Raw genomic sequence first — 16479 nt, forward strand, 5'->3', positions numbered from 1 at the left:
CGCGGGGTGGGCCTCAGGGCGTGAAGCGGTAGCCCATGCCCGGCTCGGTGCGCAGGTAGCGCGGGTGCGCCGGGTCGGGCTCGAGCTTGCGGCGCAGCTGGTTGAGGTAGACCCGCAGGTAGTTGGTCTCCCGCTCGTAGCCGGGGCCCCACACCGCCTGCAGCAGCTGCCGCTGCCCGACCAGCCGGCCCGGAGCGCGCAGCAGCTCGGCCAGCAACCCCCACTCGGTCGGCGTCAGGCGGACGGGGACGCCGTCCATGGTCACCTGCTTCGCGGCCAGGTCGACGGTGAAGTGGTCGGTGACCACGACCGGCTCGTCCGGCCCGGGAGCCGCCCGCCGCGACAGCGCCCGCAACCGGGCGAGCAGCTCACCCATGTCGAAGGGCTTGGTCACGTAGTCGTCGGCGCCGGCGTCGAGCGCCTCCACCTTGTCGGTGCTGTCCGTGCGCGCCGAGAGCACCAGCACCGGCCCGGCGAACCACGGGCGCAACCCGGCCAGCACCTCGGTCCCGTCGAGGTCCGGCAGCCCGAGGTCCAGGACGACGACGTCGGGGTGTGCCGCGGCGGCCTCCTTCAGCGCGCTGCGGCCGTCGGCGGCGGTCACCACCTCGTGCCCGGCCGCCCGCAGCGTGATCCGCAGGGCCCGCAGCAGCTGGGGGTCGTCATCGACGACCAGCACGCGGCTCACGGGGCGACCGCCGGCACCGGCGCCATCTCCAGGGACAACACCATCGTCAGCCCGCCGCCGGGGGTGTCCTCGGCTCCGAGGGTGCCGCCCATCGTCCCGGTCAGCCCGCGGGCGACCGCCAGCCCGAGGCCGACGCCGTGCCCGGCCGGAGCGTCCCCGAGGCGCTGGAACGGGGCGAACACCCGCTCCCGGTCCGCCTCCGGGATCCCCGGCCCGCGGTCGGCGACCCGCAGCTCCACCCGGCCGGCGGCGCAGCCCCCGCGCACCGTCACCGGGCCGTCGGGGGCGTGCCGGACGGCGTTGCCCACGAGGTTGGCGACCACCCGCTCGACCAGCCCGGGGTCGGCCAGCGCCGGGGGGAGGTCGTCCGGCCAGTCGACGGTCACCCGCGGCCGGTCGGCGGCGTCCAGTTCGTCCAGCGCCCGGTGCACCACCTCGGGCAGGTCGGTGGCGACCAGCGCCGGGCTGACCGCACCCGCCTGCAGCCGGCTCATGTCCAGCAGGTCCTCGACGAGCGCGGTGAGCCGGTCCGCGGACTCGTCCACCGTGGCGACCAACTCGTCCCGGTCGTCGGGGGAGAGCGCGAGCCCACCGGTGCGCAGCGCCGAGGAGGCCGCCTTGATCCCGGCCAGGGGGGTGCGCAGGTCGTGGCTGACCGCGGCCAGCAGCGCCGTCCGCATGCTGTTCCCCGCCGCCAGCCGCTCCGCCTCGGCGGCCTGCGCCGCCAGCCGGGCCTGCTGCAGCGCGACCGCGGCCTGCTCGGCGACGGCTACCAGGACCCGCCGCTCGCCGGCCGCGAGTCCCCGGCCGCACCAGCGCAGCAGCAGGGTGTCGGTGAGCGCCACCTCGTCGACCGCGGCCCCGGTCGGGTCGCCGCAGGTGCCGACGACGGTCTCCCCGCCGTCGCGCCGCTCGACCATGGCCACCGACTGCAGGCCGAACCCCTCCCGGATCTGCTCCAGCAGCGTCGGCAGCGCCCGGTCGCCGGCCAGCACGGAGCGGGACAGCGACGCGAGCATCGCCGTCTCGGCCCGGGACCGCGCCGCCGCGGTGGCCCGGCGGGCGGACCGGTCGACCACGGTGGCGACGGTCAGCGCGACGACGAGGCCGCCCACCAGGGCCACGACGTCGTCGAGCCGGTTGACCGTCAGCCGTCCGGTCGGGCCGACGAAGAACCAGTTCTCCGCCAGACCACCGAGGACCGCCGCCACCAGGGCCGGCAACAGCCCGCCGAGCAGGGACACCCCGAGGACGAGGAGGAGGAAAGCGAGGAGGACGACGGGCAGCGAGGCCCCCGCGGCCAGGCACAGCGCGGTCACCACGGGCACCCCGGCGAGGCCGAGCGCCAGCCCGAGCCACCGCCGCCGCGCGGTCAGCGCGCCGGTCAGGGGCGGCAGCCGCCAGCCGTGCGAGCCGGCGTGGGCGTGCGTGACGATGTGCACGTCGATCTCGCCGGCGTCGGCGACCATCGCCCCGCCGATGCCCCGGCGCACGGCCCGGGCCCAACGCGAGCGCCGGCTGCTGCCGATCACGAGCTGGGTGGCATCGGCACCGCGGGCGAACTCGAGGAGGGCCGCGGCGACGTCGTCCCCGACCACCTGGTGGTAGCTGCCGCCGAGGCTGGTCACCAGCTCTCGCTGCGCGCGCAGCGCGTCCGGGGAGCCGCCGGTCAGGCCGTCGGGGGTGACGACGTGGACGGCGAGCAGCGCACCGCCGGAGCGGCGGGCCACCCGCGCGGCCCGGCGGACCAGCACCTCGCCCTCCGCGCCGCCGGTCAGGGCGACGACGACCCGCTCCCGGGCCTCCCACACGTGGTCGATGTCGTGCTCGGCCTTGTAGCTGCGCAGCCCCTCGTCGACCCGGTCGGCCAGCCACAGCAGGGCCAGCTCACGCAGGGCGGTGAGGTTGCCGACGCGGAAGTAGTTGGCCAGGGCGGCGTCCACCCGCTCGGCCGGGTAGACGTTGCCGTGGGCCATCCGCCGGCGCAGCGACTCCGGCGACATGTCCACGAGCTCGACCTGCGCCGCCCGGCGGACCACCGCGTCCGGCACCGTCTCCTGCTGGGCGACGCCGGTGATGGCCTCCACGACGTCGGTGAGGCTCTCCAGGTGCTGCACGTTGACCGTGCTGATCACGTCGACGCCGGCCGCGAGCAGGCGCTCGACGTCCTGCCAGCGCTTGGCGTTCGGCGAGCCCGGGGCGTTGGTGTGCGCCAGCTCGTCCACGACCGCGAGGTCGGGCCGGCGGGCCAGCACGGCGTCGACGTCGAGCTCCTCCAGGCCGACGCCACGGTGGGCGACCCGGCGTCGGGGCAGCACCTCCAGCCCGGCCAGCTGCTCGGTCGTGCGCCGCCGTCCGTGGGTCTCCACCAGCCCGACGACGACGTCCTGCCCGCGGGACGCGCGCCGGTGCGCCTCACCGAGGGCGGCGAAGGTCTTGCCGACGCCGGGTGCGGCGCCGAGGTAGATGCGCAGGGTCCCGGGGACCCCGCTGCCCGTGCTCATGCCGACCATGATCGCCCCGGTCGGGCGCCCTGCCGCGGTGCGCGGCGTCAGGATCCCGTCAAGGGGGAACCCGGCTGTGTCAGGGACCCGTCAAGACCGCTCTCCCCGCCTCCGGACGCTCCTAGCGTCGCCACCGGTGCGACCGGCAGCAGAGCCGGCCGCCGGACCGGATCGAGGGTGCCCGTCGTGGGTGACGTCCTGTTCCTGCTGCTGACCCTGGTGGTCTTCGGGCTGCTGGCGCTGGTGGCCCGTGGGGTGGAGCGGCTGTGAGCGCCGCCGAGGGCTGGATCGGGCTGGCCGTGGCGGTGGGCCTGGTGGTCTACCTGCTGGTGGCGCTGCTGTTCCCGGAGCGGTTCTGATGTCGGCCACGGTGGCCGGCTGGCTCCAGGTCGCGCTGCTGGTCGGAGCACTGGTGGCGGTGCACCGGCCGCTCGGCGACTGGATGGCCCGCGTGTTCACCGGTCAGCGGCACAACCGCGCCGAGCGCGTGGTCTACCGCCTGGTCGGGGTGGACGCCGACGCCGAGCAGCGCTGGCCGGCGTACCTGCGCAGCGTGCTGGTCTTCTCGCTGGCCGGCGTGCTGCTGCTGTACGCCCTCCAGCGGCTGCAGCAGGCGCTGCCGCTGGACGACGGGATGTCCGCCGTCGAGCCGTCGTCGGCGTGGAACACCGCGGTCAGCTTCGTGACCAACACGAACTGGCAGGGCTACGCGGGCGAGTCGACGATGGGCTCCCTCGTCCAGATGGCCGGCCTGGCGGTGCAGAACTTCCTGTCCGCGGCGGTCGGTCTCGCGGTCGCGGTGGCGCTGGTGCGCGGGTTCGCCCGCACCCGCAGCGGCACGCTGGGCAACGCCTGGGTCGACATCACCCGCGCGGTGACCCGCATCCTGCTGCCGCTGTCGGTGCTCGCCGCCGTCGTCCTGGTCCTCGGCGGTGTGGTGCAGAACCTGTCGGGCGGCACCGACCTGGCCACTCTGGCGGGGATCACCCAGCACATCCCCGGTGGTCCGGTCGCCTCGCAGGAGGCGATCAAGCAGCTGGGCACCAACGGCGGCGGCTTCTTCAACGCCAACTCGGCGCACCCCTTCGAGGGGCCGAGCGCGTGGATCTCGCTGGTCGAGGTCTTCCTCTTGCTGGCGATCCCGTTCTCCCTGCCGCGGACGTTCGGCCGGATGGTCGGCGACCGGCGGCAGGGCTATGCCGTCGTCGGCGTGATGGCGGGGCTCGCCGCCGCCTCGCTGGCGCTGGCCACCTGGGCGCAGGCCCGGGCCGGGGGGGCCGCGCTGCAGCTGGCCGGCGCCGCGGCGGAGGGCCAGGAGGTCCGCTTCGGGGGGCCGCTGTCGGTGCTGTTCGGCACCGCCACCACGCTCACCTCCACCGGCGCGGTGAACTCGATGCACGACAGCTACACGCCCACGGGCGGCCTGCTGGTGCTCGGCAACATGATGCTGGGGGAGGTCGCCCCGGGCGGGGTCGGCTCCGGGCTCTACGGCCTGCTGGTGCTCGCGCTGGTCGCGGTGTTCGTCGCCGGTCTCATGGTCGGCCGCACGCCGGAGTACCTCGGCAAGAAGCTGGGCCGCCGCGAGATGACCCTCGCCTCCCTCTACGTGCTGACGACGCCGGCGCTCGTGCTCGTCGGCACCGCGGTGGCGATGTCCACCTCGGCAGGGACCGGCTCGATGCTCAACGCCGGGCCGCACGGCCTCTCCGAGGTGCTGTACGCGTTCACCTCGGCGGCGAACAACAACGGCTCGGCCTTCGCCGGGCTCTCGGCGAACACGACGTTCTACAACGTGGCGCTGGGCCTGGTGATGGCGCTGGGCCGCTTCCTGCCGATCGTGTTCGTGCTCGCCCTCGCCGGCCGGCTCGCCGCCCAGGGCCACGCGCCGGTCACCGCCGGCACCCTGCCCACCCACCGCCCGCTGTTCGTGGGGCTGCTCACCGCCGTCGTCCTCGTGGTCGTCGGGCTCACCTACCTGCCCGTGCTCTCGCTCGGGCCGATCGCAGAAGGACTCTCATGACCACCGCCGTCCGGGCGCCGGAGCGCCCCGTCGCCCCGCGCGAGCCGCGCCCGCCCCGGCGGGCGGCGATCGACTGGCCGCAGGCGCTGGCCGGCGCCGTCCGCAAGCTCGACCCCCGGGGCCTGGTCCGCCAGCCCGTGGTGTTCGTCGTCTGGGTCGGCTCGGTGTTCTCCACCGTGCTCGCCGTCCGCGACCCGTCCGTCTTCGGGTGGGCCGTCACCGTCTGGCTCTGGCTGACCGTCCTGTTCGCCAACGCCGCCGAGGCGGTCGCCGAGGGCCGCGGCCGGGCGCAGGCGGCCACCCTCCGCGCCAGCCGCACGGCCACGGTCGCCGTCCGGCTCGACGGCACCGAGGTCCCGGCCGCCGACCTGAGGCCCGGCGACCGGGTGGTCGTCGTCGCCGGCCAGGTCGTCCCCGGCGACGGCGACGTCGTGGAGGGCATCGCCAGCGTCGACGAGTCGGCGATCACCGGCGAGTCCGCGCCGGTGATCCGCGAGTCCGGCGGCGACCGCTCGGCGGTGACCGGCGGGACGACGGTGCTCAGCGACCGGATCGTCGTGGAGATCACCAGCAAGCCGGGGGAGACGTTCGTCGACCGGATGATCGCCCTCGTCGAGGGCGCCGCCCGGCAGCGGACGCCGAACGAGATCGCGCTCAACATCCTGCTCAGCACGCTCACCATCGTGTTCCTGCTGGCCGTGGTGACGCTCCAGCCCATCGCGGCCTGGAGCGGCGCCGGCCAGTCGACGACGGTGCTCATCGCGCTCGTCGTCTGCCTGATCCCGACCACGATCGGCGCGCTGCTCTCCGCCATCGGCATCGCCGGCATGGACCGCCTCGTCCAGCGCAACGTGCTGGCGATGAGCGGCCGCGCGGTCGAGGCCGCCGGCGACGTGAACACGCTGCTGCTCGACAAGACCGGCACCATCACGCTCGGCAACCGCCAGGCGGCGGAGTTCGTGCCCGCGCCCGGGGTCGGCGAGCAGGAGGTGGCCGACGCCGCCCAGCTCGCCTCGCTGGCCGACGAGACACCCGAGGGCCGCAGCGTCGTCGTCCTGGCGAAGGAGCGGTACGGGCTGCGCGAGCGGAGCGACCTGGCCGGCGCGGAGTTCGTCCCGTTCACCGCGCAGACCCGGATGAGCGGGGTGGACCTCGCCGACGGCCGGACCCTGCGCAAGGGCGCGGCCGGCGCGGTCACCGACTGGGTGCGGGTGCTCGGCGGGACGGTGCCGCCGGCGGTCGACGAGGTCGTCGACGGGATCGCCGCCGCCGGCGGTACCCCGCTCGTGCTCGCCGAGCACGGCCCGGCCGGCGCCCGGGTCCTCGGCGTCGTGCACCTGAAGGACGTCGTCAAGGCGGGCATGGCCGAGCGCTTCGCCGAGCTGCGCCGGATGGGCATCCGCACCGTGATGGTCACCGGCGACAACGAGCGCACCGCCCGCGCCATCGCCGGCGAGGCGGGGATCGACGACGTGCTGGCCGAGGCGACTCCCGAGGACAAGCTCGCGCTGATCCGCCGCGAGCAGGAGGGCGGCCGGCTGGTCGCCATGACCGGCGACGGCACCAACGACGCCCCCGCGCTGGCCCAGGCCGACGTCGGGGTGGCGATGAACACGGGGACGACCGCGGCCAAGGAGGCCGGCAACATGGTCGACCTCGACTCCGACCCGACGAAGCTCATCGAGGTCGTCGCGATCGGCAAGCAGCTGCTCATCACCCGCGGCGCGCTGACCACCTTCTCCATCGCCAACGACCTGGCGAAGTACTTCGCGATCCTGCCGGCGATGTTCGCCGGCTCGGTGCCCGGGCTCGCGGCGCTGGACGTGATGCGGCTGTCCTCGCCGGAGTCGGCGATCCTCTCCGCGGTCGTGTTCAACGCGCTGATCATCGTGGCGCTCGTGCCGCTGGCCCTGCGCGGCGTCCGGTACCGGCCGGGTCCGGCCTCGGCGATGTTGCGCCGCAACCTGCTCGTCTACGGCGTCGGTGGCGTCCTGCTGCCCTTCGCCGGGATCAAGCTCCTCGACCTGTTCGTCTCCCTCCTCCCCGGGATCGCGTGATGCCTGCCCTCCGCTCGGGCCGCCAGCTGGTGGCCGCCGTCCGTCTCCTGCTCGTCGCCACCGTCGTCCTCGGCATCGGCTATCCGCTCGCCGTCACCGGCTTCGCCCAGCTCGTCGCCCCCGGCCGGGCCGACGGCTCGCTGGTCTCCGTGGACGGCGAGGTGGTCGGGTCCGCGCTCGTCGGCCAGGCGTTCACGGACGCCGCCGGCGACCCGCTGCCGCAGTACTTCCAGAGCCGCCCCTCGGCGTCCGGCTACGACGGCGCGGCCTCCGGCGGGTCGAACCTCGGGCCGAACTCGCCGGACCTGGCCGACCTGGTCGCCGCGCGCCGGGCCGCGGTGGCCGCCTTCGACGGGGTGGACCCGGGTGACGTCCCGCCCGACGCCGTGACCGCCTCGGCCTCGGGCCTCGACCCGGACATCTCGCCGGCCTACGCGGCGATCCAGGTCGACCGGGTGGCGGCCGCGCGGGGCGTGGCCCCCGCCGTCGTCCGCCAGCTCGTGGACGACGCCACCGCCGGCCGCGACCTCGGGTTCGTCGGCGCACCGCACGTCCGGGTGCTCGAGCTCAACCTGGCGCTGGACCGCGAGCTGGGCCGCTGACGCCGGGAGCCCACTCGCCGTCACCCGGCAGCGCTGCTGTCGCCCCGCGACGCGCCTGGAGCGCTGGGAGGTGACAGCGAGGCGGGGGCGGCGGATGCCCTGGGACGTGAAGGGCGGCTGCGCTTGTGAGAGATGTCACGCAGGCGTATGGTCCCTTGTGACTGACGTCACCAGGGCACGCCTGTGCCCGTGCGAGGAGGCCGCGAATGAGCGCACTCACTCCCGACTGCGATCCGGACATGAGCCACTGCGGGCAGCCGTGGCAGGGCAAGGGCAAGCCAGGCTCCGGCGCGCTCTCCGCCCTCGTGCTGGTCGCGATCCTGGGTGTCTCGCTGCTCGTCGTGACCAAGGACGTCGTCTCGGACGCGTTCGACTTCGCGGCCGTGCCGATCGGGCTGCTCGCGGCCGTGGCGCTGATCCGCCGCGTCGTCCGCCTGGGCGCCCGCGGCGTCGCGGCGGTCGCCGCGCACGTGCCGACGGCCGTGGCCGTGCGGCGCTCCCAGCCCGTGGGGTGACCTCCGGCACGACCTGACCGACCTCCGGGAGCGGGGCCCGACGGGCCCCGCTCCTGTCGTGCGTCCGGGCGGCTGAGCGCCGCTGTGGCAGGTGGGACGGACGGGTCCGCCGGGGTCACGGGCTGTCGTCCCCGCGACCTAGTCTGGGAGCCATGCCCGACCCGTCCACGTACCGCCCAGCGGTCGGCAGCATCCCCGAGACGCCGGGGGTCTACAGGTTCCGCGACCCGAACGGCCGGGTCATCTACGTGGGTAAGGCGAAGAGCCTGCGCCAGCGGCTGAACAGCTACTTCGCCGACGTCTCCGGCCTCCACCCGCGCACGCGGCAGATGGTCACCACCGCGTCCAGCGTGGAGTGGACCGTCGTCGGCACCGAGGTCGAGGCGCTGCAGCTCGAGTACAACTGGATCAAGGAGTTCGACCCGCGGTTCAACGTCCGCTACCGCGACGACAAGAGCTACCCGTCGCTGGCCGTGACGCTGAACGAGGAGTTCCCGCGGCTGCAGGTCATGCGCGGTCCGAAGCGCAAGGGCGTGCGGTACTTCGGGCCCTACGCCCACGCCTGGGCCATCCGGGAGACCCTCGACACCCTCACCCGCGTCTTCCCCGCGCGGACGTGCAGCACCGGGGTCTTCAAGCGGGCCGGGCAGATCGGCCGGCCCTGCCTGCTCGGCTACATCGGCAAGTGCTCGGCCCCCTGCGTCGGCCGGGTCACCCCCGAGGAGCACCGGCAGATCGTCGACGACTTCTGCGACTTCATGGCCGGGCGCACCGACCTGATGGTGAAACGGCTGGAGCGGGAGATGGCCGCGGCCGCCGAGGCCATGGAGTACGAGAAGGCCGCCCGGCTCCGCGACGACCTGGGTGCCCTCAACCGGGCCATGGAGAAGCAGGCCGTCGTCCTCGGTGACGGCACCGACGCCGACGTGGTCGCCTTCGCCCAGGACGAGCTGGAGGCCGCCGTGCAGGTCTTCCACGTCCGTGGCGGGCGGGTGCGCGGCCAGCGCGGCTGGATCATCGACAAGGTCGAGGAGATCGGCACCGGCGAGCTGGTCGAGCAGTTCCTGCTCCAGGTGTACGGCGGCGTCGACGAGCAGACCGGCGTGGCCGAGGCCGGCGAGACCGTGCCCAAGGAGGTGCTGGTCCCCGAGCTGCCGGCCGACGCCGACGTCTACGAGGAGCTGCTGAGCGAGCTGCGCGGCAGCCGGGTGAGCCTGCGGGTGCCGCAGCGGGGCGACAAGCGCTCCCTGATGGAGACCGTGGAGCGCAACGCCAAGGAGGCGTTCGTGCGCCACCGGGTCAAGCGCTCCAGCGACCTCACCGCGCGGTCGCTCGCGCTGGCCGAGCTGCAGGAGGCGCTGGAGCTCCCCGAGGCCCCGCTGCGGATCGAGTGCATGGACGTCTCGCACGTGCAGGGCACCAACGTCGTGGCGTCGATGGTGGTGTTCGAGGACGGCCTGGCGAAGAAGTCCGACTACCGCCGCTTCTCCGTCACACACGGAACCGACGACACCGCCGCGATGGCCGAGGTCGTGCGGCGCCGCTTCGCCCGGCACCTCAAGGAGGAGGCCGACCGCGCCGACGAGCAGGGGATCGCGGCGGAGGAGGGCCGCCCGCGCCGGTTCGCCTACCCGCCCAACCTCCTGGTCGTCGACGGCGGCGCTCCGCAGGTGGCCGCGGCCGCCCGGTCGCTGGACGAGCTCGGCGTCGTCGACGTGGCCGTGTGCGGGCTGGCCAAGCGCATGGAGGAGGTGTGGCTGCCGGGGGAGTCCGACCCGGTGATCCTGCCGCGCACCTCCGAGGCCCTGTACCTCCTCCAGCGGGTCCGCGACGAGGCCCACCGGTTCGCGATCACCTACCACCGGCAGAAGCGGTCGGCCAGCATGCTGGTCTCCCTGCTCGACGACGTCCCGGGCCTCGGCGACACCCGCCGCAAGGCGCTGCTGAAGAAGTTCGGCTCACTCAAGCGGCTCCGTGCCGCCACGCTGGAGGAACTCATGGAGGTGCCCGGCATCGGCCGGCGGACGGCGGAGGCGGTCCTGGCCGCGGTGGCACAGCCGGAGGTGGGGGAGGCGACGGGGGCGCAGCCCGTCGAGACCACGGTGGGCCCGGACGGCCCCGCCGAGCTGGGCGCCGCGCAGCCCGGCGCCGGGGGCACGGCCGAGGTCGGCCGCGTCGCCGGGGTCGCCTCGTGAGCGTCTCGCCCGAGGGTGGTGGTCCCCAGCGGGACGTCCCGCCCCCGCTGGACCCCGCCGGCACCGAGACCGCGCCGCTGGACGTCGTCGTCGTCACCGGGCTGTCCGGGTCGGGGAAGAACACGGTGGGCCGGGTCCTGGAGGACCTCGGCTACTACGTCGTCGACAACCTCCCGCCGGCGCTGCTGCAGCCGATGGTGGAGCTGGGCGCCCGGGGTGACCTGCGCCGGTTCGCCGCGATCGTCGACGTGCGCAGCCGCGCCTTCTCCAGCGACCTGCAGGAGTCGATCGGCGCGCTGGCCTCGGCCGGGCACCGCCCGCGGGTGCTGTACGTGCACGCCCGCGACGAGGTCCTGATCCGCCGCTACGAGTCCAACCGGCGCGAGCACCCGCTGCAGGGCAGCGGGCGGCTGATCGACGGGATCGCGGCCGAGCGGGCGCTGCTGACGGGCGTCGCCGGCGACGCGGACCTGTGGGTGGACACCAGCGACCTCAACGTCCACCAGCTGCGCGCGACCCTGGAGAACGCGTTCGCCCGCGAGGGCCAGGCGCCGCCGCTCACGGCCACCGTGCTCAGCTTCGGCTTCAAGTACGGGCTGCCCCTGGACGCCGACCTGGTCGTCGACGCCCGGTTCCTGCCCAACCCGCACTGGGTGCCGGAGCTGCGGCCGCGCACCGGCCAGGACCCGGACGTGCGCGACTACGTGCTCGGCCAGGAGGACGCCGGCCCGTTCCTCGACCGCTACGTCGACGTGCTGCGGCTGCTGATCCCCGGGTACCGCCGCGAGGGCAAGCGCTACCTCACCCTGGCCGTGGGCTGCACCGGCGGGAAGCACCGCAGCGTGGCGATCGCCGAGGAGTTCGCCCGGAGACTGGGCCTCGACGGCGTGCAGGCGGTCGCGCAGCACCGCGACCTGGGGCGCGAGTAGTGGGTCGGCCGGGCTCCCCGCCGCGGGTGGTGGCCTTCGGCGGCGGGCACGGGCTGGCGGCCGCCCTCGGGGCCTGGCGGCGGCTGACCCCCGAGCTGACGGCGGTGGTCACCGTCGCCGACGACGGCGGCTCCTCGGGCCGGATCCGCCGGGAGATGCCCGTCCTGCCGCCCGGGGACCTGCGCATGGCGCTGGCGGCCCTGGCGGGGGACGACGACCGCCGCACGGAGCTGACCGCGCTCCTGCAGCACCGCCTGGGCGGTTCCGGCGTCCTCGCCGGGCACCCGGTGGGCAACCTGGTCCTCACGGGCCTCGTGGAGCTGCACGGGGGCGACGCCGTGCGGGCCCTGGACAGCCTGGGCGACCTGCTGGGCACCTGCGGGCGGGTGCTGCCGATGGCCGACGTCCCGCTGGACCTCGTGGCCCGGGTCGAGACCGTGGACCCCGACGACCCCGCGCGGACCCGCACCATCCGCGGCCAGGCGGCGATCGCCTCCACCCCCGGCCGGGTGCGCGAGATCCTCGTCTCGCCCGCCGACCCGCCGGTGCACCCGGCCGTGCTCCAGGCGATCGCGACCGCCGACGTCGTCTCGCTCGGGCCGGGCTCCTGGTACACCTCGGTGCTGCCGCACCTGCTCGTGCCGCGGCTGCGCGCCGCACTGGCCGCCACGCCCGCGCGGGTGGTCGTGGTGCTCAACCTGGAGCCGCAGCCGGGGGAGACGGACGGGTTCTCGCCGGAGGAGCACCTGCGGGTGCTGCGGGCGCATCTGCACGGAGTGGCGCTGCACACCGTGGTCGCCGATGTCGACTCGGTGGTTGACCGCCGTGGTCTGCTGTCTGCGGTCCGTGAGTGCGGCGCCGAACTCGTGCTGGCCCCCGTGGCCGAGCCGGGTGGGGCGCCGCGGCACGACCCGGAGCGCCTCGCATCGGCCCTGGCCGACGTGCTGGCACCGCGGTGACGGATGGCGCCTCGGGGCGGGGTACCGGGAGGATCGCGTTCCGGGACGGACCGCTCCGGCCCGGAGGACTGGGGAGCGTGGTGGGGATCGCTGTGCGGATCGTTGTGGGGGAGGACGCGGTGGGGATGACCCCTGGGGGAACGGACGGTCCTGCGGTGACCGGGCGGGGGTGGACGACGTGGCGATGACGGCGATGGTCAAGGACGAGCTCTCCCGCGTGGAGTGCTCGCGGACGTCGGAGCGCAAGGCCGAGGTGACGGCGCTGCTGCGCTTCTCCGGCGGCCTGCACATCGTGGGCGGCCGGGTGGTCATCGAGGCCGAGCTGGACACCGGCTCGGTCGCCCGACGGCTGCGCCGCGACATCAGCGAGGTCTACGGCTACACCAGCGGGGTCAGCGTGCTGGCCGGCGGCAACATCCGCCGCGGCGTCCGCTACCTGGTGCGCATCGCCAAGCACGGCGAGGGCCTGGCCCGGCAGACCGGCCTGGTCGACCAGCGCGGCCGGCCCGTGCGCGGGCTGCCGCCGTCGGTGGTCTCCGGCGGCATCGGCGACGCCGAGGCGGCCTGGCGCGGTGCGTTCCTCGCCCACGGCTCGCTCACCGAGCCCGGCCGGTCCTCCTCGCTCGAGGTGACCTGCCCGGGTCCCGAGGCCGCGATGGCGCTCGTGGGCGCCGCCCGCCGGCTCGGCATCGCCGCCAAGGCCCGCGAGGTGCGCGGCGCCGACCGCGTGGTGGTCCGGGACGGCGACGCCATCAGCGCGCTGCTCACCCGCATGGGCGCGCACGACGCCGTCCTCGCCTGGGAGGAGCGGCGGATGCGCCGCGAGGTCCGGGCGACGGCCAACCGGCTCGCCAACTTCGACGACGCGAACCTGCGCCGCTCGGCGCGCGCGGCGGTCGCCGCCAGCGCCCGGGTGGAGCGGGCCCTGGAGATCCTGGGCACGGAGGCGCCCGAGCACCTGCTGGTCGCCGGCCGGCTCCGGCTGGAGCACGGGCAGGCCTCGCTGGAGGAGCTGGGCCAGCGCGCCGACCCGCCGATGACCAAGGACGCCGTCGCCGGCCGTATAAGGCGTCTCCTCGCCATGGCCGACAAGCGGGCCAAGGACCTCGGCATCCCCGACACGGAGTCCGTCGTCACCGACGACATGCTCGCCCAGTAGCCGCCGCCCGCCTCCCCCTCCGGGGGGAGGCGGGTGAAGCCGGCCGCCGTCGCGGTCGATGTCCTCGCGACGAGCGGGCCCGCCCCTGGTGGCCCGCCGGCCGAGAGGACCGGGATGACGCTGCAGGCGTGGTGGCCGCTGTTCGCCTGTGCCGCCGTCGTCGCCCTCGGCATCCTGGCGCTGGCCTGGCAGCGACGCTCCCGCACGCCGGCGGCGACCGCGCTCGCGGTCACCGTGTCCGGGGTGGCGGTCTGGTCGGCCGCCGACGCGGCCCTGTACGGGACGACCGCCGCGGTCGTGCGGCAGGCCTACCCCGCCGTGCTCATGGTGGGCGTGGGCGTCGTCGTCGCCGGTGTCTACGGTCTCAGCCGGACCGTCGCCGATCCCTCGTGGCAGCTGTCGCGACGGGTGGCGGTGTCCCTGGCCGTCGAGCCGCTGCTGCTGGTCCTGGCCGCCGCGCTGCCGGCCACCCGCGGCCTCGTGCTCGCCGTGCCGGAGTCCGGCACCGCGGCCGAGGTGGAGTTCGGCCCGCTGTTCCTGGCCCACTCCGGCTACTCCTACGTGCTCCTCGCCGTCGCCTATCTCCACCTGGCGCGCCGCCGGCGGAGTGCCGCCGGGGTCTTCCGTCGCCAGCTCACGGTCCTGCTCGGCACCGCCGTCCTCTCCACCGTGGGCAACGTCGTCGCCGTCGTCCTGCAGGGCGACGGCCACGGGGTGGACCTCACCCCGCTGTTCTTCCTGCTCACCGGCCTGGTCGACTGCTGGGCCATCTTCCGGCTGGGGCTCCTGCAGGTGGTCCCCGTCGCACGGGACCGGGTCGTCGACACCGTGCCGGACGCCGTCCTGGTCGTCGATCCGGAGGGCCGGGTCCTCGACCTCAACCCCGCGGCCGTCCGGATGCTGGAGCGGACCCGTCCCGGCGTGGCCGACGGCATCCTGGGGCGGTTCCTGCAGGACGTCGCCGGGCCGGAGGCCGTGGCGGTCCTCGGCCGGGCGGCCGACCGGGACGGTTCCCGGCTCGCCGAGGTGGCGCCCGGGGTCTGGCTGGACGTGCGCACCTCCCCGATCAGTGACCCGCGCGGCCGGGCCCTCGGCCGGATCGTCGTCGTCCGCGACGTGAGCGAGGAGCAGGGCCGCCGGCTCGCCGTCGAGGCGCTGAACCGGCAGCTCGCAGAGCAACTGGTCGAGATCGAACGGCTCCGCGCCGCGCTCGCCGAGGAGGCGGTCCGCGATCCGCTCACCGGCCTGCACAACCGCCGCCACCTGGACCGCGCGCTCGACGCTGCGCTGGCCACCGCGCCCGACGGCACGCCCGTGGCCGTGGTCCTGGTCGACGTCGACCACTTCAAGACGGTGAACGACCGGTTCGGGCACGCCGTCGGCGACCGCGTCCTCCAGTCCGTGGCCGGCGTCCTCACCGGCGCCGCGCGTCCCGGTGACGTGGTCGCCCGCTACGGCGGCGAGGAGTTCCTGGTCCTGCTGCCGGGCGCGGGCCGGGGCGAGGCCGCGGCCCGCGCGGAGGAGATCCGCCGCCGCTGCGCCGGGCTCCTCGACCGCGACGGCGCCGCCGTGACGGTCAGCGCCGGGGTGGCCGCGACGCCGGACGACGGGGACGACGCCGCCATGCTGCTCGCGGGGGCCGACCGCGCGCTGTACGCCGCGAAGGCCGCGGGTCGCGACCGCGTCGTGGTGTCCGCGGGTCTCGGAGCCCCGGTCGGGTGACGTCGGCCCGCACCGCGGAGGGGACCCCGCCGCCCTGCCGATAGGCTCCCCGCCGACGCGTGGCCGGGCGTCCCGCCCGGCCGGCGCTGCAGCGAACGGGATCTCGGGAGGTCCAGCAGTGACGGTACGGGTCGGCATCAACGGCTTCGGGCGCATCGGCCGCAACTTCTGGCGCGCCGCGGCCGCCAGCGGCAAGGACATCGAGATCGTGGCGGTGAACGACCTCACCAGCCCGGCGACCCTGGCCCACCTGCTCCAGTACGACAGCATCCTGGGTGTCCTGCCGCAGGAGGTGCAGGCCACCGACGACGGCATCTCGGTCGGCGGCGCGAGCATCAAGGTGCTCTCCGAGCGCGATCCCGCCGCCCTCCCGTGGGGGGACCTGGGCGTCGACGTCGTCGTCGAGTCCACCGGCTTCTTCACCAAGGCCGACGACGCCCGCAAGCACGTCGACGTCGGCGGCGCGAAGAAGGTCATCATCTCGGCGCCGGCCACCGGGGACGACCTGACCATCGTCATGGGCGTCAACCACGACAAGTACGACGGCAGCCAGACGATCATCAGCAACGCGTCCTGCACGACGAACTGCCTGGCGCCGCTGGCCAAGGTGCTGCACGACGCCTTCGGCATCGAGCGCGGCCTGATGACGACGATCCACGCCTACACCGCCGACCAGAACCTGCAGGACGGCCCGCACAAGGACCTCCGCCGCGCCCGCGCCGCCGCCCTCAACATGGTGCCGACCTCCACCGGCGCCGCCAAGGCGATCGGCCTGGTCCTCCCCGAGCTCAAGGGCAAGCTCGACGGCTACGCCATGCGCGTCCCGGTGCCCACCGGCTCGGCCACCGACCTGACGGTGCAGCTCACCCGCGAGGCCTCCGCCGACGAGATCGACGCCGCCTACCGCGCGGCCGCGTCCTCGGCCCCGCTGCAGGGCTACCTGAAGTACACGGACGCGCCGATCGTCTCCACCGACATCGTCACCGACCCGCACTCCTGCATCTACGACGCCGGCCTCACCAAGGTCTTCGGCCCGATGGTCAAGGTGCTCGGCTGGTACGACAACGAGTGGGGCTACTCGAACCGGCTCGTCGACTCGGTCGAGCTCGTCGGCGCCTCGCTCTGACGC

At 75.0% G+C, this 16479-nt stretch carries 13 protein-coding genes; 11 read left to right on the forward strand and 2 right to left on the reverse strand.

Annotated elements, in window-relative coordinates; genetic code table 11:
- Positions 1-13: 13 nt before the first annotated feature.
- Entirely contained in the window at positions 14-688 is a 675-nt protein-coding gene (locus N555_RS0112390; RefSeq protein WP_029431808.1) for a response regulator, read from the reverse strand.
- Positions 685-3192, reverse strand: coding sequence for a sensor histidine kinase (locus N555_RS0112395; protein ID WP_034510463.1), 2508 nt, complete (start codon positions 3190-3192; stop codon positions 685-687). Before N555_RS0112395 ends, N555_RS0112390 begins: the two co-directional genes overlap by 4 nt.
- Before the next feature lie 266 nt (positions 3193-3458).
- Between N555_RS0112395 and kdpF the strand changes: the two genes are divergently transcribed.
- From kdpF to gap, 11 genes are all read left to right on the forward strand, one after another.
- On the forward strand, positions 3459-3551 hold the full coding sequence (gene kdpF / locus N555_RS27445; RefSeq protein WP_081866176.1) for a K(+)-transporting ATPase subunit F: 93 nt from the start codon (positions 3459-3461) through the stop codon (positions 3549-3551).
- Positions 3551-5212 (forward strand): potassium-transporting ATPase subunit KdpA, encoded by a 1662-nt coding sequence (gene kdpA, locus N555_RS0112410; RefSeq protein WP_029431810.1) that lies wholly within the window; start codon positions 3551-3553, stop codon positions 5210-5212. The genes kdpF and kdpA overlap by 1 nt, the downstream gene beginning before the upstream one ends.
- Complete coding sequence (gene kdpB / locus N555_RS0112415) at positions 5209-7269, forward strand: potassium-transporting ATPase subunit KdpB (protein ID WP_029431811.1); 2061 nt, start codon at positions 5209-5211, stop codon at positions 7267-7269. The genes kdpA and kdpB overlap by 4 nt, the downstream gene beginning before the upstream one ends.
- Complete coding sequence (kdpC, locus tag N555_RS0112420; protein WP_029431812.1) at positions 7269-7871, forward strand: potassium-transporting ATPase subunit KdpC; 603 nt, start codon at positions 7269-7271, stop codon at positions 7869-7871. The genes kdpB and kdpC overlap by 1 nt, the downstream gene beginning before the upstream one ends.
- A gap of 206 nt (positions 7872-8077) precedes the next feature.
- Complete coding sequence (locus tag N555_RS0112425) at positions 8078-8386, forward strand: hypothetical protein (protein ID WP_029431813.1); 309 nt, start codon at positions 8078-8080, stop codon at positions 8384-8386.
- 152 nt (positions 8387-8538) lie between these two features.
- Positions 8539-10581: an excinuclease ABC subunit UvrC gene (gene uvrC / locus N555_RS0112430; protein WP_029431814.1), complete on the forward strand. Its 2043-nt coding sequence runs from the start codon at positions 8539-8541 to the stop codon at positions 10579-10581.
- Positions 10578-11510 (forward strand): RNase adapter RapZ, encoded by a 933-nt coding sequence (rapZ, locus tag N555_RS0112435; protein WP_081866177.1) that lies wholly within the window; start codon positions 10578-10580, stop codon positions 11508-11510. The genes uvrC and rapZ overlap by 4 nt, the downstream gene beginning before the upstream one ends.
- A complete protein-coding gene (gene yvcK, locus N555_RS0112440; protein WP_034510335.1) occupies positions 11510-12469 on the forward strand; it encodes a gluconeogenesis factor YvcK family protein in 960 nt (319 codons plus the stop codon). The genes rapZ and yvcK overlap by 1 nt, the downstream gene beginning before the upstream one ends.
- Positions 12470-12647: 178 nt before the next feature.
- The gene (whiA, locus tag N555_RS0112445) at positions 12648-13628 is read left to right on the forward strand and encodes a DNA-binding protein WhiA (protein WP_029431816.1); all 981 of its coding nucleotides are present in this window, start codon (positions 12648-12650) and stop codon (positions 13626-13628) included.
- A gap of 114 nt (positions 13629-13742) precedes the next feature.
- Positions 13743-15350 (forward strand): diguanylate cyclase, encoded by a 1608-nt coding sequence (locus N555_RS26860; RefSeq protein ID WP_051684025.1) that lies wholly within the window; start codon positions 13743-13745, stop codon positions 15348-15350.
- A 118-nt stretch (positions 15351-15468) separates the two neighbouring features.
- A complete protein-coding gene (gap, locus tag N555_RS0112455) occupies positions 15469-16476 on the forward strand; it encodes a type I glyceraldehyde-3-phosphate dehydrogenase (RefSeq protein ID WP_029431818.1) in 1008 nt (335 codons plus the stop codon).
- The last annotated feature ends 3 nt before the right edge of the window (positions 16477-16479 follow it).

Source organism: Blastococcus sp. URHD0036, from assembly GCF_000701365.1.
In the GTDB taxonomy this organism is placed as follows: domain Bacteria; phylum Actinomycetota; class Actinomycetes; order Mycobacteriales; family Geodermatophilaceae; genus Trujillonella.

Bases quoted from the DNA above. Each gene is read 5' to 3' on its own strand.
- kdpA (WP_029431810.1), top strand. From the start codon at position 3,551: ATGTCGGCCACGGTGGCCGGCTGGCTCCAGGTCGCGCTGCTGGTCGGA.
- N555_RS0112395 (WP_034510463.1), bottom strand. From the start codon at position 3,192: ATGAGCACGGGCAGCGGGGTCCCCGGGACCCTGCGCATCTACCTCGGC.
- N555_RS0112425 (WP_029431813.1), top strand. From the start codon at position 8,078: ATGAGCGCACTCACTCCCGACTGCGATCCGGACATGAGCCACTGCGGG.
- kdpB (WP_029431811.1), top strand. From the start codon at position 5,209: ATGACCACCGCCGTCCGGGCGCCGGAGCGCCCCGTCGCCCCGCGCGAG.
- kdpC (WP_029431812.1), top strand. From the start codon at position 7,269: ATGCCTGCCCTCCGCTCGGGCCGCCAGCTGGTGGCCGCCGTCCGTCTC.
- N555_RS26860 (WP_051684025.1), top strand. From the start codon at position 13,743: ATGACGCTGCAGGCGTGGTGGCCGCTGTTCGCCTGTGCCGCCGTCGTC.
- uvrC (WP_029431814.1), top strand. From the start codon at position 8,539: ATGCCCGACCCGTCCACGTACCGCCCAGCGGTCGGCAGCATCCCCGAG.